22 protein-coding genes are annotated in these 25,374 nt (G+C 68.2%); 13 read left to right on the plus strand and 9 right to left on the minus strand.

Going from position 1 to position 25,374, the window contains the following annotated elements; genetic code table 11:
• Positions 1-37: 37 nt before the first annotated feature.
• On the plus strand, positions 38-487 hold the full coding sequence (locus tag G6N50_RS17900; RefSeq protein WP_083096688.1) for an Hsp20/alpha crystallin family protein: 450 nt from the start codon (positions 38-40) through the stop codon (positions 485-487).
• Between the two features lie 69 nt (positions 488-556).
• Here G6N50_RS17900 and G6N50_RS17905 read toward each other — a convergent pair whose 3' ends face one another.
• Positions 557-1,318, minus strand: coding sequence for an isocitrate lyase/PEP mutase family protein (locus tag G6N50_RS17905; RefSeq protein ID WP_083096686.1), 762 nt, complete (start codon positions 1,316-1,318; stop codon positions 557-559).
• A gap of 106 nt (positions 1,319-1,424) precedes the next feature.
• On the opposite strand from G6N50_RS17905, the gene G6N50_RS17910 reads away from it, so the two are divergent.
• The 5 genes from G6N50_RS17910 to G6N50_RS28860 all read left to right on the plus strand — a co-directional run bounded on the left by G6N50_RS17910 (position 1,425) and on the right by G6N50_RS28860 (position 5,636).
• Complete coding sequence (locus G6N50_RS17910) at positions 1,425-1,730, plus strand: hypothetical protein (protein WP_083096685.1); 306 nt, start codon at positions 1,425-1,427, stop codon at positions 1,728-1,730.
• Positions 1,731-1,810: 80 nt separating this feature from the next.
• Positions 1,811-2,641, plus strand: a complete 831-nt coding sequence (locus tag G6N50_RS17915; RefSeq protein WP_083096684.1) for a hypothetical protein — start codon at positions 1,811-1,813, stop codon at positions 2,639-2,641.
• A gap of 44 nt (positions 2,642-2,685) precedes the next feature.
• On the plus strand, positions 2,686-4,602 hold the full coding sequence (locus G6N50_RS17920; RefSeq protein ID WP_083096683.1) for a fumarate reductase/succinate dehydrogenase flavoprotein subunit: 1,917 nt from the start codon (positions 2,686-2,688) through the stop codon (positions 4,600-4,602).
• On the plus strand, positions 4,599-5,345 hold the full coding sequence (locus tag G6N50_RS17925) for a succinate dehydrogenase/fumarate reductase iron-sulfur subunit (RefSeq protein WP_083096682.1): 747 nt from the start codon (positions 4,599-4,601) through the stop codon (positions 5,343-5,345). Before G6N50_RS17920 ends, G6N50_RS17925 begins: the two co-directional genes overlap by 4 nt.
• A gap of 129 nt (positions 5,346-5,474) precedes the next feature.
• Positions 5,475-5,636, plus strand: coding sequence for a hypothetical protein (locus G6N50_RS28860; protein ID WP_165606986.1), 162 nt, complete (start codon positions 5,475-5,477; stop codon positions 5,634-5,636).
• A gap of 24 nt (positions 5,637-5,660) precedes the next feature.
• Here the strand turns inward: G6N50_RS28860 and G6N50_RS17930 are convergent, their stop codons facing one another.
• Together G6N50_RS17930 and G6N50_RS17935 are read right to left on the minus strand one after the other, a co-directional pair.
• Positions 5,661-6,149 carry a flavin reductase family protein gene (locus G6N50_RS17930; RefSeq protein WP_067839341.1) on the minus strand — a complete coding sequence of 163 codons (489 nt, stop codon included), beginning with the start codon at positions 6,147-6,149 and terminating at the stop codon, positions 5,661-5,663.
• A gap of 83 nt (positions 6,150-6,232) precedes the next feature.
• Positions 6,233-7,276: an isopenicillin N synthase family dioxygenase gene (locus tag G6N50_RS17935; RefSeq protein WP_232068774.1), complete on the minus strand. Its 1,044-nt coding sequence runs from the start codon at positions 7,274-7,276 to the stop codon at positions 6,233-6,235.
• A gap of 200 nt (positions 7,277-7,476) precedes the next feature.
• On the opposite strand from G6N50_RS17935, the gene G6N50_RS17940 reads away from it, so the two are divergent.
• Complete coding sequence (locus tag G6N50_RS17940) at positions 7,477-9,312, plus strand: acyl-CoA dehydrogenase (protein ID WP_067835187.1); 1,836 nt, start codon at positions 7,477-7,479, stop codon at positions 9,310-9,312.
• A gap of 329 nt (positions 9,313-9,641) precedes the next feature.
• Here G6N50_RS17940 and G6N50_RS17945 read toward each other — a convergent pair whose 3' ends face one another.
• Positions 9,642-10,976: an acetyl-CoA C-acetyltransferase gene (locus tag G6N50_RS17945; RefSeq protein ID WP_083096681.1), complete on the minus strand. Its 1,335-nt coding sequence runs from the start codon at positions 10,974-10,976 to the stop codon at positions 9,642-9,644.
• Between the two features lie 152 nt (positions 10,977-11,128).
• On the opposite strand from G6N50_RS17945, the gene G6N50_RS17950 reads away from it, so the two are divergent.
• Both G6N50_RS17950 and G6N50_RS17955 read left to right on the plus strand, forming a co-directional pair.
• A complete protein-coding gene (locus G6N50_RS17950; protein ID WP_083096680.1) occupies positions 11,129-12,493 on the plus strand; it encodes a 3-oxoacyl-ACP reductase in 1,365 nt (454 codons plus the stop codon).
• A gap of 25 nt (positions 12,494-12,518) precedes the next feature.
• Positions 12,519-13,361, plus strand: a complete 843-nt coding sequence (locus G6N50_RS17955; protein ID WP_083096678.1) for a MaoC/PaaZ C-terminal domain-containing protein — start codon at positions 12,519-12,521, stop codon at positions 13,359-13,361.
• 184 nt (positions 13,362-13,545) lie between these two features.
• Here G6N50_RS17955 and G6N50_RS17960 read toward each other — a convergent pair whose 3' ends face one another.
• The 3 genes from G6N50_RS17960 to G6N50_RS17970 all read right to left on the minus strand — a co-directional run bounded on the left by G6N50_RS17960 (position 13,546) and on the right by G6N50_RS17970 (position 16,692).
• Positions 13,546-14,799 carry a chloride channel protein gene (locus tag G6N50_RS17960; RefSeq protein WP_083096676.1) on the minus strand — a complete coding sequence of 418 codons (1,254 nt, stop codon included), beginning with the start codon at positions 14,797-14,799 and terminating at the stop codon, positions 13,546-13,548.
• Positions 14,800-14,825: 26 nt separating this feature from the next.
• Positions 14,826-15,476 carry a TetR/AcrR family transcriptional regulator gene (locus G6N50_RS17965; RefSeq protein WP_083096674.1) on the minus strand — a complete coding sequence of 217 codons (651 nt, stop codon included), beginning with the start codon at positions 15,474-15,476 and terminating at the stop codon, positions 14,826-14,828.
• A 61-nt stretch (positions 15,477-15,537) separates the two neighbouring features.
• Positions 15,538-16,692 (minus strand): glycoside hydrolase family 3 N-terminal domain-containing protein, encoded by a 1,155-nt coding sequence (locus G6N50_RS17970; RefSeq protein WP_083096672.1) that lies wholly within the window; start codon positions 16,690-16,692, stop codon positions 15,538-15,540.
• A gap of 111 nt (positions 16,693-16,803) precedes the next feature.
• Here G6N50_RS17970 and G6N50_RS17975 point away from each other — a divergent pair, with 111 nt between their 5' ends.
• From G6N50_RS17975 to G6N50_RS17990, 4 genes are all read left to right on the plus strand, one after another.
• Positions 16,804-17,007 carry a DUF2613 domain-containing protein gene (locus G6N50_RS17975; RefSeq protein WP_083096670.1) on the plus strand — a complete coding sequence of 68 codons (204 nt, stop codon included), beginning with the start codon at positions 16,804-16,806 and terminating at the stop codon, positions 17,005-17,007.
• Positions 17,008-17,096: 89 nt separating this feature from the next.
• Positions 17,097-17,270 (plus strand): DUF2613 domain-containing protein, encoded by a 174-nt coding sequence (locus G6N50_RS17980; RefSeq protein WP_003874046.1) that lies wholly within the window; start codon positions 17,097-17,099, stop codon positions 17,268-17,270.
• Positions 17,271-17,445: 175 nt separating this feature from the next.
• Positions 17,446-21,621 (plus strand): alpha-(1->3)-arabinofuranosyltransferase, encoded by a 4,176-nt coding sequence (locus G6N50_RS17985; RefSeq protein WP_163650862.1) that lies wholly within the window; start codon positions 17,446-17,448, stop codon positions 21,619-21,621.
• 87 nt (positions 21,622-21,708) lie between these two features.
• On the plus strand, positions 21,709-23,187 hold the full coding sequence (locus G6N50_RS17990) for a lipase maturation factor family protein (RefSeq protein WP_083096666.1): 1,479 nt from the start codon (positions 21,709-21,711) through the stop codon (positions 23,185-23,187).
• Here G6N50_RS17990 and G6N50_RS17995 read toward each other — a convergent pair.
• Both G6N50_RS17995 and G6N50_RS18000 read right to left on the minus strand, forming a co-directional pair.
• A complete protein-coding gene (locus G6N50_RS17995) occupies positions 23,175-24,329 on the minus strand; it encodes an NAD-dependent formate dehydrogenase (protein ID WP_083096665.1) in 1,155 nt (384 codons plus the stop codon). The genes G6N50_RS17990 and G6N50_RS17995 overlap by 13 nt on opposite strands.
• Positions 24,330-24,441: 112 nt before the next feature.
• Positions 24,442-25,353 carry a LysR family transcriptional regulator gene (locus G6N50_RS18000; protein ID WP_083096664.1) on the minus strand — a complete coding sequence of 304 codons (912 nt, stop codon included), beginning with the start codon at positions 25,351-25,353 and terminating at the stop codon, positions 24,442-24,444.
• Positions 25,354-25,374: the final 21 nt, after the last annotated feature.

Genomic DNA, 25,374 nt, shown 5'->3' on the forward strand with positions numbered 1-25,374 from the left:
CTCACATTGAAGCTCAAGGAATTAGAAGGCAAGCGCCATGAGTAACCTCGCATTGTGGTCGCGGCCGGCCTGGGACACCGACCGGTGGTTGCGCGACTTTTTCGGACCCGCTGCCGCGGCGGACTGGAACACCCCGGCGACCAGCGGTTTCAAGCCCGCCGCCGAGATCGTGAAGGACGGCGACGACGCGATCGTACGGGTCGAGCTGCCCGGTGTTGACGTCGACCAGGACGTCAACGTGGAGGTCGACCGCGGGCGTTTGGTCATCCACGGCGAGCACCGCGACACGCGCGCGCAAGACGAAGGGGAAGGTGCCGGCCGCACACTGCGGGAGATCAAATACGGATCGTTCCGCCGGTCGTTCCAGCTGCCCGCCCACGTCACCGGCGACGCCATCACGGCGACCTACGACGCCGGCGTGCTGACCGTCCGGGTCACCGGTGCCTACGCCGGAAACCAGGCACAGCGCATCGAGATCACCAAATAGTCTCCGGCCAGTTCGGAGATAAGTAGCCGAATCCGGCGGAGCCGCAACGGCTTCGCCGGATTCAGCGCGTCAGCCCCAGCGGACCAGCAGCTCCTTGGCCCGGGCCGCCAGCGCGGCCTGCAGGAACGGCCCGAAGCTGATGCGCGCCACGCCCAGCGGGCCGAAGGACGACGGGTCGTCCTGATCGGGCAGCGCGATCGCGTTGACGGGCAGCGCTAACTCGGCGGTCAGGCGCCGCAAGGTGTCGGGGTCGTGGCGGCCCACCGGATACAGCACGTCGGCGCCGGCGGCGGCCGCCTGATTCAGTCGTGCCACCGCGCGCTCGACGCGATCGGACGCCTCGCCATCCTGGCGCAGGAACAGATCGGTCCGGGCGTTGATGACCACGTGCACCCCGGCCGCGTCGGCGGCCGACCGCAGCGCCCCGACCAACTCCGCATGCTCGTCGGCGGATCGCAACCGCTTGCCCTCCGAGTGCACGGTGTCCTCGATGTTGAGCCCGACGGCCCCAACGCTCAGCAGGCCCTCGATCAGCCGACCCGCCGGCTGTCCGTAGCCGGACTCGATGTCCACCGACACCGGCACGTCGACCGCGGCGGTGATCTGTGCGACCCGGGTGAGGACATCGTCGAACGACATGCCCTCGTTGTCGGGTTTGCCGATCGAATCCGCCATCGGGTGACTGCCCACGGTGAGGGCGACGAACCCGGCGCCGGTGGCCAGCCGCGCCGACCACGCATCCCACACGGTCGGCAGGACGACCGGGTTGCCCGGCCGGTGCAGTTCCAGCAGCGCCGTGGCGCGCTCGGCCGGGGTGGTGCGTGCCGTCATAAATGTTTGCTCCCTCGGCATCCGGGCTCAACGGCCTGACGTCTGGCGTGTGCCGTGGATAGTATCGGGGGCGTACTGTGATCCGAAACACTGCCGAGGAGATCCGTTGACGAGCACCACTGGCACGACCGAATTCGCCGAACTGCACGACCTCATCGGCGGCCTGCGGCGGTGCGTGAGCTCGCTGCGGGCCCGATACGGTGACAGCCCGGCCATGCGGCGCATCGTCATGGACGCCGACCGCATCATGTCCGACGTCGACTTGCTCGACACCGACGCATCCGAATTGGACCTGGCGGGTGCCACCGTGCAGCAGTCCGCCGAGAAGATCGTCATTCCCGACACCCAGTACGACAGCGAATTCTGGCGCGATGTCGACGACGAGGGTGTCGGCGGTCACAGCAGGTCCTGAACAACCCAGGCCCCCAGAAAAGGGGGGCTTCTGTCTGTGTACCCTTCGAGCTACAGCCCGTTCGAAGAGGAACACACTAAATGAGCGCACCTACGGCGAACCGTCCTGCGTCCGGTGTCTTTTCACCCACGCGCGCCCGAATCCAGCAACGCACCTTACGCACCGACCGGTGGTGGATGTCGCCGCTGCGGATCGATCTCGGATTCGCCGCATTCATTATTTATGCGACGGCGCGGGCGTTCCTGCAGAACAACTACTTCGTTCCCCAATACCATTACTTGACGCCGTTCTATTCGCCGTGCGTCAGCACCGGCTGCGTGAAAGAGGCCAGCGAATTCTGGCCGCAGGTCCTGCCGGACGTGTGGTGGCTGCCGTACGCGGCGCTGACGCTGCCGTTCCTGCTGCTGTTCCGGCTGACCTGCTACTACTACCGCGGCGCCTATTACCGCACGGTGTGGCAGTCGCCCAGCGCCTGCGCGGTGGCCGAGCCCCGCGTCCACTACACCGGCGAGACCAAATTCCCGCTGATCATCCAGAACACGCACCGCTACTTCTTCTACATCGCCGGGATCATCTCGGTGATCAACACCTACGACGCCATCGTCGCGTTCCACTCCGACAGCGGGCCCGGTGGATTCGGCTTCGGCCTGGGCAATCTGATCCTGCTCGGCAACGTCATCATGCTGTGGATCTACACGCTGTCCTGCCACTCCTGCCGGCACGTGACCGGCGGGCGGCTCAAACACTTCTCCAAACACCCTGTGCGGTACTGGATCTGGACCCAGGTCAGCAATATCAACACCCGGCACAAGATGTACGCGTGGATCACCCTGGGCACCCTGATGCTCACTGACTTCTACGTCGCACTGGTGGCCAGCGGCACCATCCCTGACCTGAGATTTGTTGGCTGACAAGCCATCTCGAAATAAATCAGAATTTAGCTAGCGAGGGTTTCATGGTTGAAATCGAGCGGCACACGTACGACGTGGTCGTGATCGGTGCCGGCGGCGCCGGACTGCGTGCGGTTATCGAAGCGCGCGAACGGGGTCTGCGGGTCGCGGTGGTGTGTAAGTCCCTGTTCGGCAAGGCCCACACGGTAATGGCCGAGGGTGGCTGCGCGGCGTCCATGGGCAACACCAACCCAAAGGACAACTGGAAGACCCACTTCGGCGACACGATGCGCGGTGGGAAATTCCTCAACAACTGGCGCATGGCCGAACTGCACGCCAAGGAGGCCCCGGACCGCGTCTGGGAGCTGGAAACCTACGGCGCGCTGTTCGATCGCCTCAAGGACGGCAAGATCAGCCAGCGCAACTTCGGCGGGCACACCTACCCGCGGCTGGCCCACGTCGGTGACCGCACCGGCCTGGAGCTGATCCGCACCATGCAGCAGAAGATCGTCTCGCTGCAGCAGGAGGATTACGCCGAGCTCGGCGACTACGAAGCCCGGATCAGGGTGTTCGCCGAGACCACGATCACCGAGCTGATCAAGGACGGCGACGCGATCGCCGGGGCGTTCGGCTACATCCGCGAAAGCGGGAACTTCATCCTGTTCGAGGCGCCCGCGGTGGTGCTGGCCACCGGCGGGATCGGCAAGTCGTTCAAGGTCACCTCGAACTCCTGGGAGTACACCGGCGACGGCCACGCCCTGGCCCTGCGGGCGGGTGCGTCGCTGATCAACATGGAGTTCGTCCAGTTCCACCCGACGGGCATGGTGTGGCCGCCGAGTGTGAAGGGGATTTTGGTCACCGAGGGTGTCCGCGGTGACGGCGGGGTGCTGAAGAACTCCGACAACAAGCGGTTCATGTTCGACTACATCCCGTCGGTGTTCAAGGGCCAGTACGCCGAGTCCGAACAAGAAGCTGACCAGTGGCTCAAGGACAACGACTCGGCCCGCCGCACTCCGGACCTGCTGCCGCGCGACGAGGTCGCGCGCGCGATCAACTCGGAGGTCAAGGCCGGCCGCGGCAGCCCACACGGCGGCGTCTTCCTGGACATCGCGTCGCGGCTGACGCCGGCGGAGATCAACCGCCGCCTGCCGTCGATGTACCACCAGTTCAAGGAACTGGCCGGGGTCGATATCACCAAGGAGCCGATGGAAGTCGGCCCGACCTGCCACTACGTGATGGGCGGCGTCGAGGTGGACGCCGACACCGGCGCGGCCACGGTCCCCGGGCTCTTCGCCGCCGGCGAATGCTCCGGCGGTATGCACGGCTCGAACCGGCTGGGCGGCAACTCGCTGTCGGACCTGCTGGTGTTCGGCCGGCGGGCCGGGCTGGGCGCGGCCGACTACGTGCGGGCCCTGAGCAGCCGCCCGACGGTCGGCGACGGCGCCATCGACGCCGCGGCGAAGCGGGCGCTGTCCCCCTTCGAGGCACCGGCCAGCGGCGCACCGGAGAACCCGTACACGCTGCAGCTGGAACTGCAGCAGTCGATGAACGACCTGGTCGGCATCATCCGCAACGCCGACGAAGTCTCCGAGGCCCTGGCGCGGCTCGACAAGCTGCGCGAGCGGTTCAAGAATCTCCACGTGGAGGGGCAGCGCAGGTACAACCCGGGCTGGAACCTGGCCATCGACCTGCGCAACATGCTGCTGGTCAGCGAGTGCGTCGCCAAGGCCGCGCTGCAGCGCACCGAGAGCCGCGGCGGGCACACCCGCGACGACCACCCGGCGATGGACTCATCGTGGCGCAAGGTGTTGCTGGTCTGCGAGGCGGGCGGCGGCGACGAGGTGATCCCCGACATCACCATCACGAAGAAGGATCAGACGCCGATGAGGCCCGATCTGCTGGAACTGTTTGAAATCGGTGAGCTGGAGAAGTACTACACCGACGAAGAACTCGCCGGGCACCCAGGACGGAGTGGCAAATGACCTACAACGCGACGATGCGGGTGTGGCGCGGCGACGACGCCAACGGTGATCTGCAGGACTTCACGGTCGAGGTGAACGAGGGCGAGGTCGTCCTCGACATCATCCATCGCCTGCAGCAGACCCAGACGCCCGACCTGGCGGTCCGGTGGAACTGCAAGGCGGGCAAGTGTGGCTCCTGCTCGGCGGAGATCAACGGCAAGCCGCGGCTGCTCTGCATGACCCGGATGTCCACGTTCGCCGAGGACGACGTCGTCACCGTCACGCCGCTGCGGACGTTCCCGGTGATCCGCGACCTGGTCACCGACGTCTCGTTCAACTACGAAAAGGCCCGCGAAATACCGTCTTTCGCGCCGCCCAAGGACCTGCAGCCCGGTGAGTACCGGATGGCGCAAGAGGACGTGCAGCGCTCCCAGGAGTTCCGCAAGTGCATCGAGTGCTTCCTGTGCCAGAACGTGTGCCACGTGGTCCGGGACCACGAGGAGAACAAGAAGGCGTTCGCCGGTCCCCGCTTTCTGATGCGGATCGCCGAGCTGGAAATGCACCCGCTGGACACCCGCGACCGGCGCAACGACGCTCAGGACGAGCACGGCCTGGGTTACTGCAACATCACCAAGTGCTGCACCGAGGTCTGCCCGGAAAACATCAAGATCACCGACAACGCGCTGATCCCGATGAAAGAGCGGGTCGCCGACCGCAAGTACGACCCGGTGGTGTGGCTCGGCAACAAGCTGTTCCGTCGCTGAGCCCCACGGGGCTGTAATCCGGGCCGATCCCGTCGTCGCACGTTAGGCCGTCGCGGCACCCGGGTAACCACACTGCATCCTGTCGGGCCGCCCCGCGCGGCCGTGTACCAACGACCGGAAAGGCAGTTCATGGAACCCCGAGAAACCGCCAGCATCAACAACATTCGCACCGCGATTCGGCAGTTGTCGGTCCGTGCCCAGCTGGCGAACAAGGAAGGCCGGCACAGCGACGCCGCCGAACTCGAAAGCCGCATCCAGGGCTTTCGGGAAGAGCTGAGCCACCGCCCCTAGCCGGTCAACGGCCGGGCGCGGCGATCACGCGCCGAGACGGCGGAAGACGCTGCGATGGAACACGATGGGCGCCACCTCGGCGTCCACCGTCACCTCGCTGACCCGCAACACCACGATGGTGTGGTCGCCGGCCGGAATGAGCTGCTCGATCGCGCTTTCCAGCCAGAGGCCGGTGCCCTTGATGAACACCGCACCGGTGGACCGGGAGACGGTCTCCAATCCCGCGAACCGGTCACCGGTCTTGGCGGCCAGCGTGCGCGCGGCCTCGTCGTGCTCCTCGCCGAGCACGCTGATGCCCAGCATCGGCCGGTCCTTGAGCTTGGGCCACGTCGTCGAGGTGTTCTGCACGCAGAACGATACCAACGGCGGGTCCAGCGAGACGGGGACAAAGGTACTGGCCGCCAGGCCTTCGCGGGTTCCGTTCACCTCGGCGGCGATGGCCACCACGCCGGACGGGAAATGCCCGAAGGCCTCACGAAGTGACGACGCTGTCAGCTTGTTGTTCGAGTTCACCGGACTTATTCGCCCCTAGAGCCGGAGACGGGATTTATCGGAAACGACCCTACCCGCCGCGCGCCGTCCGGGCGCGGCCACCCTTACCCGCTTTCTAAGCGTCCTGCCGAATATCCGTGCGCCGCGGCCACATCCGGGTGGGCCCGCAGTCTGCTCTTCCAGGCATTGCGCCCGTAGACCGAAAACATGGGGTCGGCGCGATCGTGCGACGGCGTCCAGTGTTTGTCGGCCCGCACCGCGAGTGCGTCGGGCAGCGACAGCACCGGTATCTGCGCATCGAGGCGCGGGTTGAAGAAATAAGGCACCGAGATGCGGCCGCCCGCCACCCCCTGCAGGTTGACCCGGTGTTCGGTGGCCCGCAGGTACCCGCGCGTCGCGACCTCCAGCAGTTCACCGATGTTGACGATGAACGCCCCCTCGCGCGGCGGAACGTCGATCCAGCCGTCGTCGGACTGGACGTCTCCGGCGGGGCGCACCTGCAGACCCGCGCTGCCCGGCTCGGCCAGCAACACCGTCAGCACCCCGGAGTCGCGGTGCGCGCCCACGCCCTGCGTGCCGGCCGCGCGGCCCGGGTACCGGATGATTTTGATCAACGTGGCCGGCGCTTCGGCGAACGCGGCGTCGAACACGTCGGGCGGACTGCCCAGCGCGGCCGCCCAATGCCGCAGCAGGGTGCGGGCCACCACGGACAGCGCGGCGTCCCACTCCTCGAGGATCCCGGGCAGGTCCGGCAGCGCGGCCGGCCATTGATTGGGACCCTGCAGCCAGCGATAGTCGGACTTGTCCAGCCCCCCGATCGGCGGGCGTTCCGGCCCGATGTCGATCTGCTCGCGCCAATCCACCTCGCCGCGGGTCAACTCGCCACCGAGCCGGGTGTAGCCGCGGAAATGGGGGCTGCGCACCATCGCGACGGCGTCCTTGCCCGATTGCGGCAGATCGAAGAGCCGGCGCGCCGCGTCCAGCACCCGCGTCACCAAGTCCGGCGGTACGCCGTGGCCCGTCAGATAGAAGAAGCCGACCTCGTGACCGGCCGCGCGCAGCGCCTTGCGCAGGCGGCCCGGATCGGCCCGCAGGTCCACTACCGGCATCTCGAAGGGCAGCGCAGTGACGCCCCACACATCGGTCATAGGCGCGTCATCGCCGCAGGTAAATCGAGTTTCAACAGCACGACCTGCAGCTTCCCAACCGGTTGGTTAATTAGGCAATGGAATCTAGCTCACATTCCCTTGCATACCACTGACGCGAGCGATATTTTAGCGGTGTTACTGGTGGGTAACTTAGACCTAGTACCCAACCACAAGTGGCATTCTCAACGAGGAGGACCGTAGTGAGCCACTACAAGAGCAACGTCCGCGACCAGGTGTTCAACCTGTTCGAGGTTCTGGGCGTTGACAAGGCAATGGGCCAAGGCGATTACAGCGATCTGGACGCCGACACCGCCCGCGAAATGTTGAACGAGATCAGCCGCCTGGCCGAAGGCCCGATCGCGGACTCGTTTGTCGAGGGCGACCGCAACCCACCGGTCTTCGACCCGAAGACGCACTCGGTGACGCTGCCCGAATCTTTCAAGAAGTCAGTCCACGCCGTCATCGAGGCCGGGTGGGACAAGGTCGGCATCGACGACGCCCTCGGCGGTGTCGCGATGCCGAAGTCGCTGCTGTGGGCGCTGCACGAGCACATCCTGGGTGCCAACCCGGCCGTGTGGATGTACGCCGGTGGCGCGGGCTTCGCCAACATCCTGTACCACCTCGGCACCGAGGAGCAGAAGAAGTGGGCCGTGCTGGCCGCTGAGCGCGGTTGGGGTTCGACCATGGTGCTCACCGAGCCGGACGCCGGCTCCGACGTGGGCGCCGGGCGGACCAAGGCCGTCCAGCAGGAGGACGGTTCCTGGCACATCGACGGTGTGAAGCGGTTCATCACCTCCGCCGACTCCGGCGATCTGTTCGAGAACATCTTCCACCTGGTGCTGGCGCGCCCCGAGGGTGCCGGACCGGGCACCAAGGGCCTGTCGCTGTTCTTCGTGCCCAAGTTCCTGTTCGACTTCGAGACCGGTGAGCTGGGCGAGCGCAACGGCGTCTTCGTCACCAACGTCGAGCACAAGATGGGCCTGAAGGTGTCGGCGACGTGTGAGCTGAGCTTCGGCCAGCACGACGTTCCCGCCAAGGGCTGGCTGGTCGGCGAGGTGCACAACGGCATCGCGCAGATGTTCGAGGTCATCGAGCAGGCCCGCATGATGGTCGGTACCAAGGCCATCGCGACCCTGTCGACGGGTTACCTGAACGCGCTTGAGTACGCGAAGTCTCGCGTCCAGGGCGCCGACATGACCCAGATGACCGACAAGACCGCACCGCGGGTGACCATCACGCACCACCCGGACGTGCGCCGCTCGCTGATGACCCAGAAGGCCTACGCCGAGGGTCTGCGCGCGCTGTACCTATTCACGTCGACCTATCAGGACTCGGCGGTCGCCGAGGCGCTGCACGGTGTGGACGCCGACCTGGCGGTCAAGGTCAACGACCTGATGCTGCCGGTGGTCAAGGGTGTGGGCTCGGAGCAGGCGTACGCCAAGCTCACCGAGAGCCTGCAGACCTTCGGTGGGTCCGGCTTCCTGCAGGACTACCCGATCGAGCAGTACATCCGCGACGCCAAGATCGACTCGCTCTACGAGGGCACCACCGCCATCCAGGCGCAGGACTTCTTCTTCCGCAAGATCGTCCGCGACAAGGGCGTGGCGCTGGCTCACGTGTCCGAGCAGATCCAGAAGTTCGTCGACAGCGAGTCCGGCAACGGCCGCCTGAAGACCGAGCGGGAGCTGCTGGCCAAGGCCCTGACCGACGTCCAGGCGATGGCGGCCACCCTGACCGGCTACCTGATGGCGGCGCAGGAGGACGTGACCAGCCTGTACAAGGTGGGCCTGGGTTCGGTGCGCTTCCTGATGAGCGTCGGTGACCTTGTCATCGGCTGGTTGTTGCAGCGTCAGGCGGCGGTGGCCGTGGCGGCGCTGGACGCCGGCGCCAGCGGCGAGGAGCGGTCCTTCTACGAGGGCAAGGTCGCGGTGGCGTCGTTCTTCGCGAAGAACTTCCTGCCGCTGTTGGCCAGCACCCGCGAGGTGATCGAGACGCTGGACAACGACATCATGGAGCTCGACGAGGCCGCCTTCTAGGCCAGCTGGAACGGCATGACAAATCCCCCGCTTCGCGCGCGAAGCGGGGGATTTGTGCGTTAGGTCAGTACGAGCGATAGGCCGGCTGGAGAGCAAAAAAGGCCGCCGCTGGATCCCCTCACTCCAGCGGCGGCCCTTTTCGTACGCCAGTCCGCGGAACGGACGGGCGGTCGCATTCGGGGGATGCCCCGTATTGCCGTCGGGGTCGGGGGGTCAGACCACAACACGGGGTCATCCGGTGAGACGAATACCCGCACCCCGATTTGGCTAACCGGATGTGACTCAACTCATCGAGCGTCGAGCCTGCCGGGCTTCGCGCCGAGGAGGCGTCAGGCCTCCAGGATCGCGGCGACGCCCTGGCCGCCGGCCGCGCAGATCGAGACCAGGGCGCGCACGGTGCCGCCGCCCTTCTGCTCGGCCTTGCGCTGGGCGAGCTGCTTGGCCGCCTGGGCCAGGATCCGCCCCCCGGTGGCCGCGAACGGGTGGCCGGCGGCCAGCGAGGATCCGTTGACGTTGAGCTTGGACCGATCGATCGAGCCCAGCGCGGCGTCCAGGCCCAGCCGCTCCTTGCAGTACTCCTCGGACTCCCACGCCTGCAGGTGGCACAGCACCACCGACGCGAACGCCTCGTGGATCTCGTAGAAGTCGAAGTCCTGCAGGCTCAGGCCGTTGCGGGCCAGCAGCCGCGGCACCGCGTAGGTGGGCGCCATGAGCAGGCCGTCGCGTCCGTTGACGTAGTCGACCGCCGCGGTCTCCGAATCCACGAAGTAGGCCAGCGGGGTCAACGAGTGCGCGGCCGCCCACTCGTCGGTGGCCAGCAGCGCCACCGATGCGCCGTCGGTCAGCGGGGTCGAGTTGCCGGCCGTCATCGTCGCGTCGCCGGCCTTCACGCCGAACACCGGACGCAGCTTGGCCAGCTTCTCCGCCGACGAGTCTGCGCGCAGGTTGTCGTCGCGATACAGCCCCAGAAACGGGGTGACCAGATCGTCGAAGAAGCCGCGATCGTAGGCAGCAGCCATGTTGCGGTGGCTGGCGGCGGCCAGCTCGTCCTGGGCGACGCGGGCGATCCCCATCTTCTTGGCGGTGAGCGCCTGGTGCTCCCCCATTGACAGCCCGGTGCGGGGTTCGCTGTTGACCGGGATCTCGACGCCCAGGGTGGCGGGCAGCGTACCCACCAGCTTCAGCCGCTGCACGTTCGACTTGGCCCGGCGCAGCTTGAGCAGCGTGCGGCGCAGGTTGTCGCCCAGACCAATGGGGGCGTCGGAGGTGGTGTCCACGCCGCCGGCGGCGGCCACCTCGTAGCGGCCCGCCGCGATGCCCTCGGCGGCGGCGACGGCCGCCTGCAGCCCGGTCCCGCAGGCCTGCTGTAGATCGAACGCGGGGGTGTACGACGACAGCTGCGAGCCCAGCACACACTCGCGTGTCAGGTTGAAGTCCCGGCTGTGCTTGAGCACGGCGCCGCCGACCACGACGCCCAGCCGTTCGCCCACCAGCCCGAAGCGATCCACCAGCCCACCCAGTGCGGCGGTGAACATGTCCTGGTTGGACGCCTCCGCGTAGGCACCGTCCGACCGAGCGAACGGGATGCGGTTGCCGCCCAGGACGGCCACCCGTCGCCGCTCGGAACTGCGCTGCTTGCTTGCCTCGGAACTTGCAGGGGCCACTATTCATCTCCGTGCTTGTGCGGTCTATCGGTTTGGGAACCGCCCGTCTGGGGCCATACTACCCACTGTTCTTACTCTGCAGTAAGTTCGTCCTCGATACGGTTGTGCTGTAGGCATCCCCCGACTTCGTAAGAACATGGAAGGTAGCTCCGGTGGCTCCCAAGGCTTCGTCCGATCTGTTCTCTCAGATCGTCAATTCCGGTCCTGGATCGTTTCTCGCCAAGCAGCTCGGCGTTCCCCAACCCGAGACGCTGCGCCGCTACCGGGCCGGTGAACCGCCACTGGCCGGGGCCCTGCTGATCGGCGGGGAGGGCAGGGTCGTCGAACCGCTGCGCGCGGCACTGGACGCCGACTACGACCTGGTGGGCAACAACCTGGGCGGTCGGTGGGCCGACAAGTTCGGCGGCCTGGTGTTCGATGCCACCGGCATCAACACACCGGAGGGACTCAAGGGGTTGTACGAGTTCTTCACCCCGCTGCTGCGCAATCTGGGCCATTGCGCGCGGGTGGCGGTGGTCGGCACCACGCCCGACGCGGCCGCCAGCCCGCACGAGCGGATCGCACAGCGCGCGCTGGAGGGCTTCACCCGTTCGCTGGGCAAGGAGCTGCGCAACGGCACCACGGTGGCGCTGGTGTACCTGTCGCCGGACGCCAAACCCGCTGCGACGGGCCTGGAATCGACGATGCGGTTCATTCTGTCGGCCAAGTCCGCCTACGTCGACGGCCAGGTCTTCTACGTTGGGGAGGCGGACTCCACGCCCCCGGCCGACTGGGACCGCCCGCTGGACGGCAAGGTCGCCATCGTGACCGGCGCGGCCCGGGGAATCGGTGCGACGATCGCCGACGTGTTCGCCCGCGACGGCGCACGCGTGGTCGCGATCGACGTCGAATCGGCCGCCGAGGCGCTGGCCGAGACGGCCAGCCGGGTCGGCGGCACCCCGCTGTGGCTCGACGTCACCGCCCCCGACGCCGTCGACAAGGTCACCGAACACCTGCGCGAGCACCACGGCGGGCGCGCCGACGTCCTGGTCAACAACGCCGGCATCACCCGCGACAAGCTGTTGGCCAACATGGACGACGCCCGCTGGGACGCCGTCCTGGCCGTCAATCTGCTTGCCCCCCTTCGCGTTACCGAAGGGCTGGTAGGCAACGGCACGCTCGGCGAAGGCGGCCGGGTGATCGGCCTGTCGTCCATGGCCGGCATCGCCGGCAACCGCGGCCAGACCAACTACGCGACGACCAAGGCCGGGATGATCGGCCTTACCCAGGCGCTGGCCCCGGAGCTCTACGACAAGGGCATCACGATCAACGCCGTCGCACCGGGGTTCATCGAAACCCAGATGACGGCCGCCATTCCGCTGGCCACCCGCGAGGTCGGCCGTCGGATGAACTCGTTGCTGCAGGGCGGCCAGCCGGTCGATGTCGCGGAGACCATCGCCTACTTCGCCAGCCCGGCGTCAAATGCGGTGACGGGTAACGTCATTCGCGTCTGCGGCCAGGCCATGTTGGGCGCCTAGCAAAGAGGCTGTCGAGGAGAACGCCATGAACCAGCCAAGCGGCCTGAAAAACATGCTGCGCGCGGCCGCCGGGGCCCTGCCGGTAGTGTCCCGCGGCAGCGACCTGCCCACCCGCACGGTGACCGTCGAGGAACTGCCCATCGACCGCACCAACGTGGCCGAGTATGCGGGGGTCACCGGTCTGCGCTACGGCAACCACGTGCCGCTGACCTATCCGTTCGCGCTAACGTTTCCGGCGCTGATGTCGCTGGTGACCGGGTTCGACTTCCCTTTCGCCGCAATGGGATCGGTACACACCGAAAACCACATCACGCAGTACCGCCCGATCGCGGTCACCGACACGGTCGGCGTGCGCGTGCACGCCGAGAACCTGCGCGAGCACCGCAAGGGCCTGCTGGTCGATCTGGTGACCGACGTCAACGTCGGCAACGACACCGCCTGGCATCAGGTGACGACCTTCCTGCACCAGCAGCGGACCAGCCTGTCCGACGAGCCCAAGCCGCCACCGCAGAAGCAGCCCAAGCTGCCACCGCCGTCCACCGTGCTGCGGATCAGCCCGGCGCTGATCCGGCGCTACGCCGACGTCGGCGGGGACCACAACCCGATCCACACCAACTCGGTCGCGGCCAAGCTGTTCGGATTCCCTTCCGTGATCGCGCACGGAATGTTCAGTGCCGCAGCAGTATTGGCCAATATCGAGGCGCAAATCCCCGACGCGGTGCGCTATTCGGTGCGGTTCGGCAAGCCGGTGGTGCTGCCCGCGACCACCGGGCTCTACATCGACGAACACGATGGCGGCTGGGACATTTCGCTGCGCAACATCGCCAAGGGATACCCGCACCTGACCGGCACGGTGCGCCCGCTCTAGTGCTGACGGTGGCGACCCGCTTCGCCCGGCTCCGCCGCGCTCGCGATCGCTCTAGTGCTGACGGTGGCGACCCGCTTCGCCCGGCTCCGCCGCGCTCGCGATCGCTCTAGTGCTGACGGTGGCGACCCGCTTCGCCCGGCTCTGCCGCGCTCGCGATCGCCACTGTGCTGACGGTGGCGACCCACTAGCCCGCGTGCGTCGAACCGCGGCCCTGGGCAAGGACTTTCAGACCATGTGCGCCCGTCGCGGTCAACAGGAAAAGCAGGAACAGCCACAGCGGTGGCCGGGCGAGTTCCCAGACGAAGATCGCCGCCCAGATCGGCGAGCCCTGGGTCACCGCGAGCACTCCTGCGGCCCCCGCCAGCGATACCGCCGGCACGTGCAGGTGCGTCCCGGTCGCCCAGTTGATCATCAACACCACCGCCGCCCCGGCGGCGGCGCCGGTGGCCAGCGAGGGCGTCAGCAGTCCGCCGGCCCCGCCAGCGCGCAAAAACAACGCGGTCAGTAGGGGTTTGAGCACCAGAATCGCGAGTGCCGCCGCCAGGGTCATGTCGCTGGCCAGGCTGACCGTCAGGATGCTGCGGCCGTTGCCGGGCAATTCGGGCCACCAATGCGAACAAATGCCCATCACCAATCCCGCCCCCGCGAGCGCGGGGATCAGCACCGGGGTCCGAATCTGGCGGACCGGTCGCGCCGCGGTCGTCAACCGGTTGAACGCCAGGCCCACCGCGAGAGCCACCGGCGCCAGCAACAAGCCATGCGCGGTCAGCAGATAGGTGGATTCCCCGGTCGGCCACTGCAGGTTGGGCTGATCGCGGGTGATGGCCGATCCGACGGCGACCGCCAGACCGGAGGAAAGAAACGCCGCACCCACCGCCCGCGGCTGCCAGGTGTTGAGCAAAATCCGGATCGAGAACAGCGCACCGGCCAGCGGGACCGCATACACCGCGCCCAGCCCGGCACCCGCGGCGCAGGCCAGCAGAACCTCGCGGTCGCGCGGTGAGAGCCGCTTGAGCCATCCGGTTCCCAAATCGCCTAGCGCTGCGGCGAATTGACGCGGGGCGCCTTCTCGCCCGAGGGAGGCCCCCGCTCCGACGAGCAGCACCTGCAGCATGGCGTCGATGCTCCAGGAAAGCCACGGCACGGGTTCGTGGCGGGCGATGGTCTGCGCCAGCGGGGGCACCTCGGCCCGGCGCCGCAGCAGCCACCACCCCAGGCCCGCCACAGCGGCGCCGATCATCGGGCTCACGACGCGCCGGATCGGGCTGCTGGCGGCCACCCCGGTCAGCAACGCGCCGAAACTGTAGTTGTACGTGGCGTGCTGGACGACGCGCAGCACGTACATTGTCGCCAATCCGGCGACTCCGGCGAGCAACCCGACGATGATCACCGCACAAAAGAAGTCGAGGCTGCCGCGGTCCGAGCCGGGCGCGCTCATTCGGGCCACCTGAACGAATCTAGGGGCTAGTCGCCGACGGCGTCCGAGCCGGCCGCCTCGGGCTGGGCCGCCGCCGCTTCCCGTTCCGCCGGTGAGCCCTTGAGGCCGTACCAGAACAGGTCGATCATCAGCTGGGCCGCCTCGTCGACGTCGACGTCGCCGGTGCTGAGCCGATTGGCGACAGCCTCGCCCGCGCCCACCAGGGCCACGGCCATCATCTCGTGCTCGCGCTCGGAGCGCGGGTTGCGGCTGCCCGCCCGCATCAGGCCGGCCACCAGGTCGATGATCTGCTCGCGCCCCTCACGGACCATGTGGGCGAACGCCTGCGAGCTGGTCGCCTGGGTGTACATCACGATCCAGGACGCCCGGTTGGCGTCGATGTAGCGCATGAACGACGCGATGGTGTTGCGCAGCATGTCGTTCGGGCTCTGCTCGAAATCGATGTCGGCGCGCACCACGTCGATGAATCGGCTCATCTCCCGGTTCAGGCAGGCGCCGAACAGGTCTTCCTTGGAGCCGTAGTACAGGTACAGCATCGGCTTGGAGATCTGCGCCTCGGCGGCGATGGCGTCCATCGAGGTCTCGTGATAGCCGTTGACCGAGAACATCTGCACGGCGGCGTCGAGCATCTGCTGTTCGCGGACGGCACGCGGTAACCGCTTGGTACCACCCGCCATCGCTTGCCTCTCCAGCCCGTCGATCTGACTCAAGAGTAAGCAATGTGGCCCGCGATCACCGCTAGTGCCCGCAGGTCGGGCTGCGGCCCTTCATCGTCGCGACCCGCACCAGCGACTCGTCGACCTGCTTGGCCGGCAGGTCGCCGGACGCCACCGCCTGTTGCAATCGGTCGAGGACCGCCGGCACCTCGTCGGTGGTGACCCACAGCGCCACGTCAACGCCGGCCCGCAGGCTGCGCAGCACGGCCTCCGCTACCCCGTACCGGTCGGAGATGGCGGCCATGCTGGACAGGTCGTCACTGAACACCGGGCCGGTGAATGGCGGGCCCTTATAGCCGACCCCGTTGCGCAGCAGCTGCACCGCATCGGGACTCAGGCTGGCCGGGGCGTCGCCGGTGAGACCGGGAACCTGCAGGTGGCCCACCATGACCCCGACAGGCGGCACGGCCACCAGGGTCCGGTACGGCACCAGATCGTTGTTCTGCAGGGCATCCAGCGGCGGTGTGACGACGCCCCCGGTGTGCGAGTCGCCGGAGCCGTGCCCGTGGCCGGGGAAGTGTTTGAGCACCGGCATCAGCCCCGCCTCCCGCAGGCCCTGCGCATAGGCACCGGCGTAGTCGGTGACCTTGGCCGGATCGGCGCTGAACGAACGGTTGCCGATCACGGCGTCGTCGGGCTCGTCGCTGACGTCGACGACGGGCGCAAAGTCGACGGTGATGCCCAGGTCGTGCATCTTCCTGCCGCGGTCGGCGGCCAGGTCATGGACCTGCTGAACCGTTTGTGTCTGCGCCAGCTCGCGAGGCGACGGCGAGGTCCCGATCAGCGACTTCAACCGCGAGACCCGCCCGCCCTCTTCGTCGACGCTGACGGCCAGCGGCAGCGGTCCCGCCTTGGCGGAGATGTCGGCCAGCGGGCCGTTGAAGATCGACAGGTCCGTCCAGCTGCCGATGAAGATGCCGCCGACGTGGTAGCCGTTGACGACCGCCCGGGCGTCGTCGGCGTTCTTGACACCGACCATCAACAGTTGGGCGAGCTTGTCCCGGATTCCCATCGTGGCCGGAACCGCCGTCGGGTCGGCGCACACCGGCGGCGCCGGCGGAGCGGCCACCGGCTTGCTCGACGTCGACGAACGGGCCGGAGGCGCGGCGTGGTGGCCGCAACCGGCCACCAGCACCGCCGCGGCTGCGAGCACGGCGAAGGTGCGCGAAAATGCCATCGGGCCATGCTTTCACGGCGGGCGTTTCGCGCCCGGCTCCAGGGGGCATCAACGGTACGTTGCTGATCAGGGGGGCTGCGTGCCCAACTGACTGGCAGGGAGGAGCCAGCGATGACCGGTTTCACCTTGGCGGCCGCGGTCAGCATCGCGGTGGGCTTGTCCGTCGGGGTCGCGGCGACCGTCGGGATCACGCTCGCCGTGGCGGACCATAGCCTGGTGCCGGTGCCGAGCCTGCAGCGCCCTGCGCTTCCGGCCGGGCCCTATCAGGTGGAATACGGCGACCGCTGCTGGCACGGGCACTGTCTCCACTGGTGACCGGCGACCCGGTCGGCCGGCGCTCTTCTGCTAGGTTGGCGTCAGGTTGAACCTCAACGACCAAAACCCCGAAAATTCAGGAGCCGTCGATGAACCGGATCGTTGCGCCCGCCGCAGCCAGCGTTGTGGTTGGCCTGTTGCTCGGCGCGGCGGCGATCTTCGGGGTCACCTTGATGGTCCAGCAAGACACGAAGCCGCCACTTCCCGGGGGCGATCCGCAGTCGTCAGTGCTCAACCGGGTCGAGTACGGCAACCGTAGCTAGCGGCGATCGCAAACGCGGCCGTGGCGATCGCAAGCGCGACGTAGCCGGAGGCAGCGGGTCGCCATTACAGGACGAAGCCGGGCGCAGCGCGTCGCCGCCATCGGATTCAGCGGCGAGCACGGGCACCGGCGCGCCGGTCTCGAGTTCGCCGGTCGCACCCGTTTCGCGCCGGTGGTTGTGGTTGGTCGGTGCGATCGCGCTGGCGCTGACGTTCGCCCAATCCCCCGGGCAGATCTCGCCTGACACCAAGCTCGACCTCACCGCGAACCCGCTGCGCTTTCTGGCCCGGGCGACCAATCTGTGGAACAGCGAGCTGCCGTTCGGGCAGGCGCAGAACCAGGCCTACGGGTACCTGTTTCCGCACGGCACCTTCTTCCTGATCGGCCACGCGCTGGGAGTGCCCGGCTGGATCACCCAGCGGCTGTGGTGGGCGCTGCTGCTCATCGTCGGGTTCTGGGGGCTGCTGCGGGTCGCCGAGGCGCTGCGGATCGGCAGCCCGGCGTCGCGGGTGATCGCCGCGACCGCGTTCGCGCTGTCGCCGCGGGTGCTGACCACCCTCGGCTCGATCTCGTCGGAAACCCTGCCGATGATGTTGGCGCCGTGGGTGTTGCTGCCCACGATCCTGGCCCTGCGGGCCAGCGGCGACCGGTCGGTGCGGGCGCTGGCCGGGCGGGCGGGGCTGGCCGTCGCGCTGATGGGTGCGGTCAACGCCATCGCCACCCTGGCCGGCTGCCTGCCCGCGGTGATCTGGTGGGCGTGCCACCGGCCAAACCGGTTGTGGTGGCGCTACACCGGGTGGTGCCTGCTGGCCCTGGTGCTGGCGACGCTGTGGTGGGTGGTGGCGCTGGTGATGCTGCGCGCCATCAGTCCTCCGTTCCTGGACTTCATCGAATCTTCCGGCGTGACGACGCAATGGTCGTCCCTGGTCGAGATGTTGCGCGGCACCGACAGCTGGACCCCGTACGTGGCGCCGACCGCCACCGCGGGCGCACCGCTGGTGACCGGATCGGCGGCCGTGCTGGGCACCTGCCTGGTCGCGGCGGCCGGGCTGGCGGGGCTGGCCAGCCCGGCCATGCCGGCGCGTGGGCGACTGGTCACGATGCTGTTGGCCGGGGCGGTGCTGATGGCCGCCGGATACAGCGGCGGGCTGGGCTCGCCGGTGGCGCACGCGGTGCAGGCCTTCCTCGACGCCGGCGGCGCTCCGTTGCGCAACGTGCACAAGCTGGGGTCGGTGATCAGGATCCCGGTGGTGCTGGGACTCGCGCAGCTGCTCGGCCGGATACCGCTGCCGGGCAGCGCGCCGATGCCGGTGTGGCTGCGCGCCTTCGCGCACCCCGAGCGCGACAAACGGGTCGCGACCGCGGTTGTGGTCCTCATCGCGCTGATGGTCAGCACGTCGCTGGCGTGGACCGGTCGGCTGGCCCCGCCGGGAACGTTCACCGCGATCCCGCAGTACTGGCACGAGACCGCGGACTGGCTCACCGAGCACAACACCGGGACGCCGGCGCCCGGGCGGGTGCTCGTCGTCCCGGGGGCGCCGTTCGCCACCCAGGTCTGGGGCACCAGCCATGACGAGCCACTGCAGGTCCTCGGCAGTAGCCCGTGGGGAGTGCGTGATTCCATCCCGCTGACCCCGCCGCAGACAATCCGGGCGCTCGATTCGGTGCAGCGTTTGTTCGCGGCTGGCCGCCCCTCGGCGGGGCTTGCCGATACTCTTGCCCGCCAAGGCATTTCGTATGTGGTGGTCCGCAACGACCTGGACCCCGACACGTCGCGCTCGGCGCGGCCCATCCTGGTGCACCGCGCCATCGACGGGTCACCCGGACTGCACAAGGTCGCGCAGTTCGGCGCCCCGGTGGGGCCGGGCACTCTGGCCGGTTTCGTCGCGGACAGCGGACTGCGGCCGCGCTACCCGGCGGTCGAGATCTTTTCCGTCGGAGCCGACAGCGACCCCGGCACACCGTATTTCGTCGACACCGACTTGATGTCCCGGGTCGACGGCGGGCCCGAGGCGCTGCTGCGCCTTGACGAGCGGCGGCGGCTGCTGGGCCGTCCGCCGCTGGGCCCGGCGCTGTTGACCGCGGACGCGCGGGGTGCCGGACTGCCAACGACAACCGGGGTGACCATCACCGACACCCCGGTGGCCCGCGAGACGGATTACGGTCGGGTAGACGAACATTCGTCAGCGATCCGGGCCCCCGGCGACGCGCGGCACACCTACAACCGGGTGCCCGACTACCCCGTCCCCGGGGCCGATCCGGTGACGGGGGCCTGGGCCGCCGGCCGGATCACGGTGTCAAGTTCGTCGTCGGATTCCACCGCGATGCCCGACGTGGCACCGGCGACTTCGCCGGCCGCCGCCATCGACGGGGATTCGGCGACCGCCTGGGTGTCCAACTCGCTGCAGGCCGCCGTCGGTCAATGGATGCAGATCGATTTCGACCACCCGGTGACCAATGCGGCCATCACATTGACGCCCAGCGCCACCGCCGTCGGCGCCCAGGTGCGCCGCATCCTGATCGAAACCGCCACCGGCAGCACCACTTTGCGCTTCGACGAGTCGGGCAAGCCGCTTGCCGCGGCACTCCCCTACGGCGAAACTCCCTGGGTCCGGATCACCGCCGCTGGCACCGACGACGGATCGGCCGGGGTGCAGTTCGGCATCACCGACCTGACGGTCACCCAGTACGACGCGTCCGGGTTCGCCCACCAGGTCGACCTGCGGCACACCGTGCGGGTGCCCGGGCCGGCACCGGGCACGCCGATCACGGGATGGGACCTGGGATCCGAACTGCTGGGCAGACCGGGCTGTGCCCACGCGCCCGAGGGTGTGCGCTGCGCGCCGTCGATGTCCCTGGCCCCGGAGGAACCGGTCAATTTCAGCCGGACCCTGACCGTGCCGGCACCAATGTCGGTGACCCCGACGGTGTGGGTGCGGCCGCGGCAGGGACCCAAACTGGCCGACCTGATCACTGAACCGAATACCACTGTCGCTCAAGGTGATTCGGACACGGTGGATGTGCTCGGCTCGGCCTACGCGGCCACCGACGGCGACCCGGGCACCGCGTGGACGGCGCCGCAGCGGGTGGTGCAGCACAAGACCCCGCCGACCCTGACGCTCAGGTTGCCCCGGCCCACCGAGGTCACCGGGGTGCGGCTGGTTCCCAGCCGCTCGGCGTTGCCCGTGCACCCGACGATGGTGGCCGTCAACCTCGGCGACGGCCCCCAGGCCGCCGCGGTGAAGCCCGACGGGGCGCAGATGGTGCCGCTCAAACCCCGGGTGACCGACACCGTGACCATCAGCCTGCTCAATTGGGAAGACGTGATCGACCGCAACGCGCTGGGTTTCGATCAGCTCAAACCGCCCGGGCTGGCCGAGGTCGCGGCGCTGGGCGCCGACGGGAGCCCTATCGCGCCCGCCGACGCCGGCCGCAACCGCAGCCGGGAGATCACCGTTGGGTGCGACCGTGGGCCCGTCATCGCGGTCGCGGGACGGTTCGTGCACACCGCGATCCACACCACGGTGGGGACAATCCTGGATGACGCGCCCGTCGCGGCGGTGCCCTGCGAACGCGACCCAATCGCGCTGCCCGCGGGCCAGCAGGAGCTGTTGATCAGCCCGGGCGCGCAGTTCGTCGTGGACGGGGCCGAGTTGTCCGCCCGGGCCGACACCGAAGTTGCTCGGCCCGTGCGTGTTTCGTCATGGCGGGCGTGGGGCCCGGATCGCCGCGAAGTGCAGGCTCCCGCTTCGGCCACCTCCCGGGTACTGGTGGTCCCGGAAAGCATCAACCCGGGATGGGTGGCGCGCACCGGCACCGGGACCCGCTTGACTCCGATCGCGGTCAACGGGTGGCAGCAGGGCTGGGTGGTGCCAGCGGGCGACCCCGGCACCATCACGCTGACGTTTGTCCCGAACTCGCTCTACCGGGTGGGTCTGGCGGTGGGGCTGGCCCTGCTGCCGTTGCTGGCGCTGCTGGCGCTCTGGCGCAGCCGACGAAGGGACGACGAATCCGCGCCCGCGCGGCCATGGCGACCCGGGGCATGGGCTGCCGTCCCGGCGCTGGTCGCCGCGGCGGTGATCGCCGGCGTGGCCGGTGTCGTGGCGATGGGGGGCGCCCTGGGCCTGCGGTACGCGCTGGGCCGGGCGCGCTGGAAATGCCTCAGCGTCGTCGGCTGTGCCGGCGGGCTGATTCTGGCCGGGGCGGCACTGTCGCGCCAACCATGGCGGTCGGCCGACGGTTATGCCGGCCATTCCGCGAGTGTCCAACTGCTGGCGTTGATTTCGCTTGCGGTGCTCGCCGCTTCGGTGGTCACGATCCCCAATCGGGCGCGCGATCCACGCGACGAATAGTCGGCCGGGCTATTGGCTACCCGTTTACCGGCTGATTGACTGGATATGCGGGTTGGCGTAGCCGTCACCGACCGAGGAGTTCGCGCCATGGACTGGTTTTCCGCACCCCAATATTGGGTGGGCAGATTGGTGCTCGAGCGCGGCGCCGCGGCGATCTACCTGCTGGGATTCGTCGCGGCCGCTGTCCAGTTCCGCGCGCTCATCGGCGAGCGCGGCATGCTGCCCGTTCCGCGGTTCTTGGCGCGGCAATCCTTTTGGCGCACCCCGAGCCTGTTCCACCTGCGTTATTCCGATCGGCTGTTTTCGGCCGTCTCCTGGTTCGGCGCGGCGCTGTCGGCGGCAATCGTCGCCGGTGCCGCCGACGCGGTGCCGCTGTGGGCCGCGATGTCGATGTGGCTGGTTTTGTGGGTGCTCTACCTGTCGATCGTCAACGTCGGGCAGACCTGGTACTCGTTCGGCTGGGAATCGCTGCTACTCGAGACCGGGTTCCTGATGATCTTTTTGGGCAACCACGGCGTCGCACCGCCGGTGCTCACACTGTGGATGGTCCGGCTGCTGTTGTTCCGCGTCGAGTTCGGTGCGGGACTGATCAAGATGCGCGGCGACCCGTGCTGGCGCGACCTGACGTGTTTGTACTACCACCATGAGACACAACCGATGCCGGGTCCGTTGAGCTGGTTCTTCCACCATCTGCCCAAACCCCTGCATCGGATCGAGGTGGCGGGCAACCACTTCGCGCAGCTGATCGTGCCGTTCGGCTTGTTCGCGCCGCAGCCGGTGTCCAGCGTGGCCGCCGCGATCATCGTCATCACCCAGTTGTGGCTGGTCGCTTCGGGCAACTTCGCCTGGCTGAATTGGGTGACGATCCTGTTGGCGTTCAGCGCCATCGACGACGCATCGATCGCGGTGCTGCTGCCCAGGAGCCTTGTCCCGGCGCACCCGGCGCTGGCGGCCACTCCGCTGTGGTTCGTCGCCCTGGTGGTCGCGGTCACGGCCGCGGTGCTGTTCATGAGTTACTGGCCGATGGTGAACATGCTGTCGTCGCGTCAACGGATGAACATGTCGTTCAACTCATTTCATCTGGTGAACACCTATGGCGCCTTCGGCAGCATCGGAAGGATCCGCCGGGAGGTGGTGATCGAAGGGACCGACGAGGCGGTCATCACGGGCCAAACTGTCTGGAAGGAATACGAATTCAAGGGCAAGCCGGGGGCGCTGCGCCGGCTGCCCCGACAGTGGGCGCCCTATCACCTGCGGCTGGACTGGCTGATGTGGTTCGCCGCCATCTCGCCGGGCTATGCGCAGCCGTGGCTGAGACCGTTCCTGCAGCGGTTGCTGGAAAACGATCGGCCCGCCCTGCGGTTGTTGCGCCACAACCCGTTTCCGGATTCGCCGCCCCGGTTTGTGCGGGCCCAGCTCTACCAATACCGTTTCACCACACCGACCGAGCTGCGGCGCGACCGCGCGTGGTGGCATCGCGCCCTGATCGGCGGCTACGTGCCGCCGATGACCTTGTCGACGGCGACCAGCGCCGTTGAGGGTCGCTCGGCGGGCTACTTCTGGTAGGACAGCGCTCCGGTGCCCGCGAGCTTTCCGCCTTCGACGATCAGGTACTCCGGACGAATGGGCTTGCCGGCGAACCAGCTTTCCAGAATCTCCCGGGTGCCGGCGGCGTAGCGCGCCTGGGCCGACAACGTGGTGCCCGAAACATGGGGTGTCATGGCGTTATTCGGCATGGTCCGCCACTGATGGTCGGGCGGCGGCGGCTGCGGGTACCACACGTCTCCGGCGTAGCCCGCCAGCTGGCCGGACTTCAGGGCGTCGGCGATCGCTTCCGGGACGGTCTCCTCGGCACGTGCGGTGTTGACGATGTACGAGCCCCGCCGCATCGTCGAGATCAGTTTCTCGTCGAACATCCTGCGGGTGTCGTCGTAGAGCGGTGAGTGGATGGACACCACGTCGACGGCCCGCACCAGCGACTCGACCGTGGGGTGGAAGGTCACGTTGAGTTGTCGCTCCACCTCCGGCGCCAACCGGCGGGTGTCGGTGTAGTGCAGGTTGACGTCGAAGGGCGCCAGCCGGCGCAATACCGCACGCCCGATCCGGCCGGCCGCGATCAAGCCGACGTCCATCCCCTCCAGGTCGTACGCGCGGTCGACGCAATCGGCGATGTTCCATCCGCCTTCGGCTGCCCACCGGTGCGACGGCACGAAATTGCGGACCAGCGCGAGGATTTGCATCACCGTGTGCTCGGCGACGCTGATGCTGTTGCTGTAGGTCACCTCGGCGACGGTGATCCCACGCTCCTTGGCCGCGGCCAGATCGACGTGGTCCGAGCCGATGCCGGCGGTTAACGCCAGCTTGAGTTTGGGCGCCCTGGCGATGCGTTCCCTGCTCAGGTAGGCCGGCCAAAACGGTTGCGAGATGACGATTTCCGCATCGGCCAGCTCCCGTTCGAATTGCGAGTCGGGGCCGTCCTTGTCCGACGTCACCACCAATTCGTGCCCGGCGTCTTCGAAGAACTTGCGCAGCCCCAGGGCACCCGACACACAGCCGAGGAGCTCACCGGGGGTGAAGTCGATCGCCGACGGGGTCGGCACGGCGCTGCCGTCGGGGTAACCGGGGATGGTCGGGATGCTGTCACGCGCGTAACGCGGGGGGTACCCCTCGACGGGGTCGGGATAGAGCACCATCACACACTTGGCCATCGAACTCTCCTTCAATCGGCAATCAAGCCCAGTCTCGGAGGACGCCCACCGTGGTGTCCAAGACGCGATTCCGACCGGCCGATAGGCAACGCCGATCACCCGAGGCGCGGGTCTAAGACGGCTCGCTGAGCGTCGCACCGATACGGGCCTCGCGTGCGGTCCGTCGCAACGCGCGGGCCAACAACGAGCCCGGCTCCGCCCGGTTGGTCACCAGTGCTATCAACGCGGTGACCGACGGGCGCCGCAGCCGCAGCACGCTGACCCCGGCGGGCACGCCCAGGGTGTGGATCCATGGCTGCGGCACGATGCTCGCCCACCGGCCGGTGCGCACGTGCGCGAACAGCGCGGCCACGGAGTCGGTTTCGAGCTGCGGGGTCACCCGCAGATCGTGGGTGGCCAACGCGTCGTCGATGAGCCGGCGACCACGCATGCCGTGCGTCAGCAGACACAGCGGCAGCTGCACGGCGTCCGACCACGCCATGGTTTGCGATTCGCCACCAAGCAGCTCGGCGCCGGCGATAAGCACCGGCTGCTCGTGATACAGCGGCGTGACCAGTAGGTCGGCGGTGTCCTGTTGGTCCGGATAGAGGATGCCCGCGTCCAATTCGAAATTGCGGACCCGTTCGACGATCCCGGCCGAGCGCAGGTTCACCTCGAGCTGAACCCGCACCGAGGGGTGCGCCGCGCAGAATGGATCCGTAAGCAGCGCAACGGTGGTCGAGGCGGCCGGGACCACGCCGAGACGCAGTTCGCCGGTCAGGCCGGCCCGCAGCGCGGTGACTTCCTGTGTCAGGGCCTCGCGGTCGGCGAGGATGCGCCGCGCCCACGGCACCAGCCGCTCGCCCTCCGGGGTGAGGCCCTCGAACTTCTGCCCGCGCCGCACCAGCGGGACGTTGAGTTCGGACTCGAGCTTGCGGATGGCTTCCGAGAGCGCGGGCTGTGACACGTAGCAGGCGGCCGCCGCGCGCGCGAAGTGGCGTTCTTGCGCGAGCGCGACGAAGTACTCCAGCTGACGGAACAGCATGCGCCCATTCGATCATGTCGG

Origin of the sequence: Mycobacterium mantenii (assembly GCF_010731775.1) — a bacterium.
GTDB classification, from domain to species: Bacteria; Actinomycetota; Actinomycetes; order Mycobacteriales; family Mycobacteriaceae; genus Mycobacterium; species Mycobacterium mantenii.

Excerpts from the sequence above, each read along its gene's own strand:
- G6N50_RS17900 (WP_083096688.1), top strand. The coding sequence starts at position 38 with ATGAGTAACCTCGCATTGTGGTCGCGGCCGGCCTGGGACACCGACCGG.
- G6N50_RS17905 (WP_083096686.1), bottom strand. The coding sequence starts at position 1,318 with ATGACGGCACGCACCACCCCGGCCGAGCGCGCCACGGCGCTGCTGGAA.
- G6N50_RS17915 (WP_083096684.1), top strand. The coding sequence starts at position 1,811 with ATGAGCGCACCTACGGCGAACCGTCCTGCGTCCGGTGTCTTTTCACCC.
- G6N50_RS17920 (WP_083096683.1), top strand. The coding sequence starts at position 2,686 with ATGGTTGAAATCGAGCGGCACACGTACGACGTGGTCGTGATCGGTGCC.
- G6N50_RS17925 (WP_083096682.1), top strand. The coding sequence starts at position 4,599 with ATGACCTACAACGCGACGATGCGGGTGTGGCGCGGCGACGACGCCAAC.
- G6N50_RS28860 (WP_165606986.1), top strand. The coding sequence starts at position 5,475 with ATGGAACCCCGAGAAACCGCCAGCATCAACAACATTCGCACCGCGATT.
- G6N50_RS17935 (WP_232068774.1), bottom strand. The coding sequence starts at position 7,276 with ATGACCGATGTGTGGGGCGTCACTGCGCTGCCCTTCGAGATGCCGGTA.
- G6N50_RS17955 (WP_083096678.1), top strand. The coding sequence starts at position 12,519 with ATGAACCAGCCAAGCGGCCTGAAAAACATGCTGCGCGCGGCCGCCGGG.
- G6N50_RS17960 (WP_083096676.1), bottom strand. The coding sequence starts at position 14,799 with ATGAGCGCGCCCGGCTCGGACCGCGGCAGCCTCGACTTCTTTTGTGCG.
- G6N50_RS17965 (WP_083096674.1), bottom strand. The coding sequence starts at position 15,476 with ATGGCGGGTGGTACCAAGCGGTTACCGCGTGCCGTCCGCGAACAGCAG.
- G6N50_RS17970 (WP_083096672.1), bottom strand. The coding sequence starts at position 16,692 with ATGGCATTTTCGCGCACCTTCGCCGTGCTCGCAGCCGCGGCGGTGCTG.
- G6N50_RS17975 (WP_083096670.1), top strand. The coding sequence starts at position 16,804 with ATGACCGGTTTCACCTTGGCGGCCGCGGTCAGCATCGCGGTGGGCTTG.
- G6N50_RS17980 (WP_003874046.1), top strand. The coding sequence starts at position 17,097 with ATGAACCGGATCGTTGCGCCCGCCGCAGCCAGCGTTGTGGTTGGCCTG.
- G6N50_RS17990 (WP_083096666.1), top strand. The coding sequence starts at position 21,709 with ATGGACTGGTTTTCCGCACCCCAATATTGGGTGGGCAGATTGGTGCTC.
- G6N50_RS17995 (WP_083096665.1), bottom strand. The coding sequence starts at position 24,329 with ATGGCCAAGTGTGTGATGGTGCTCTATCCCGACCCCGTCGAGGGGTAC.
- G6N50_RS18000 (WP_083096664.1), bottom strand. The coding sequence starts at position 25,353 with ATGCTGTTCCGTCAGCTGGAGTACTTCGTCGCGCTCGCGCAAGAACGC.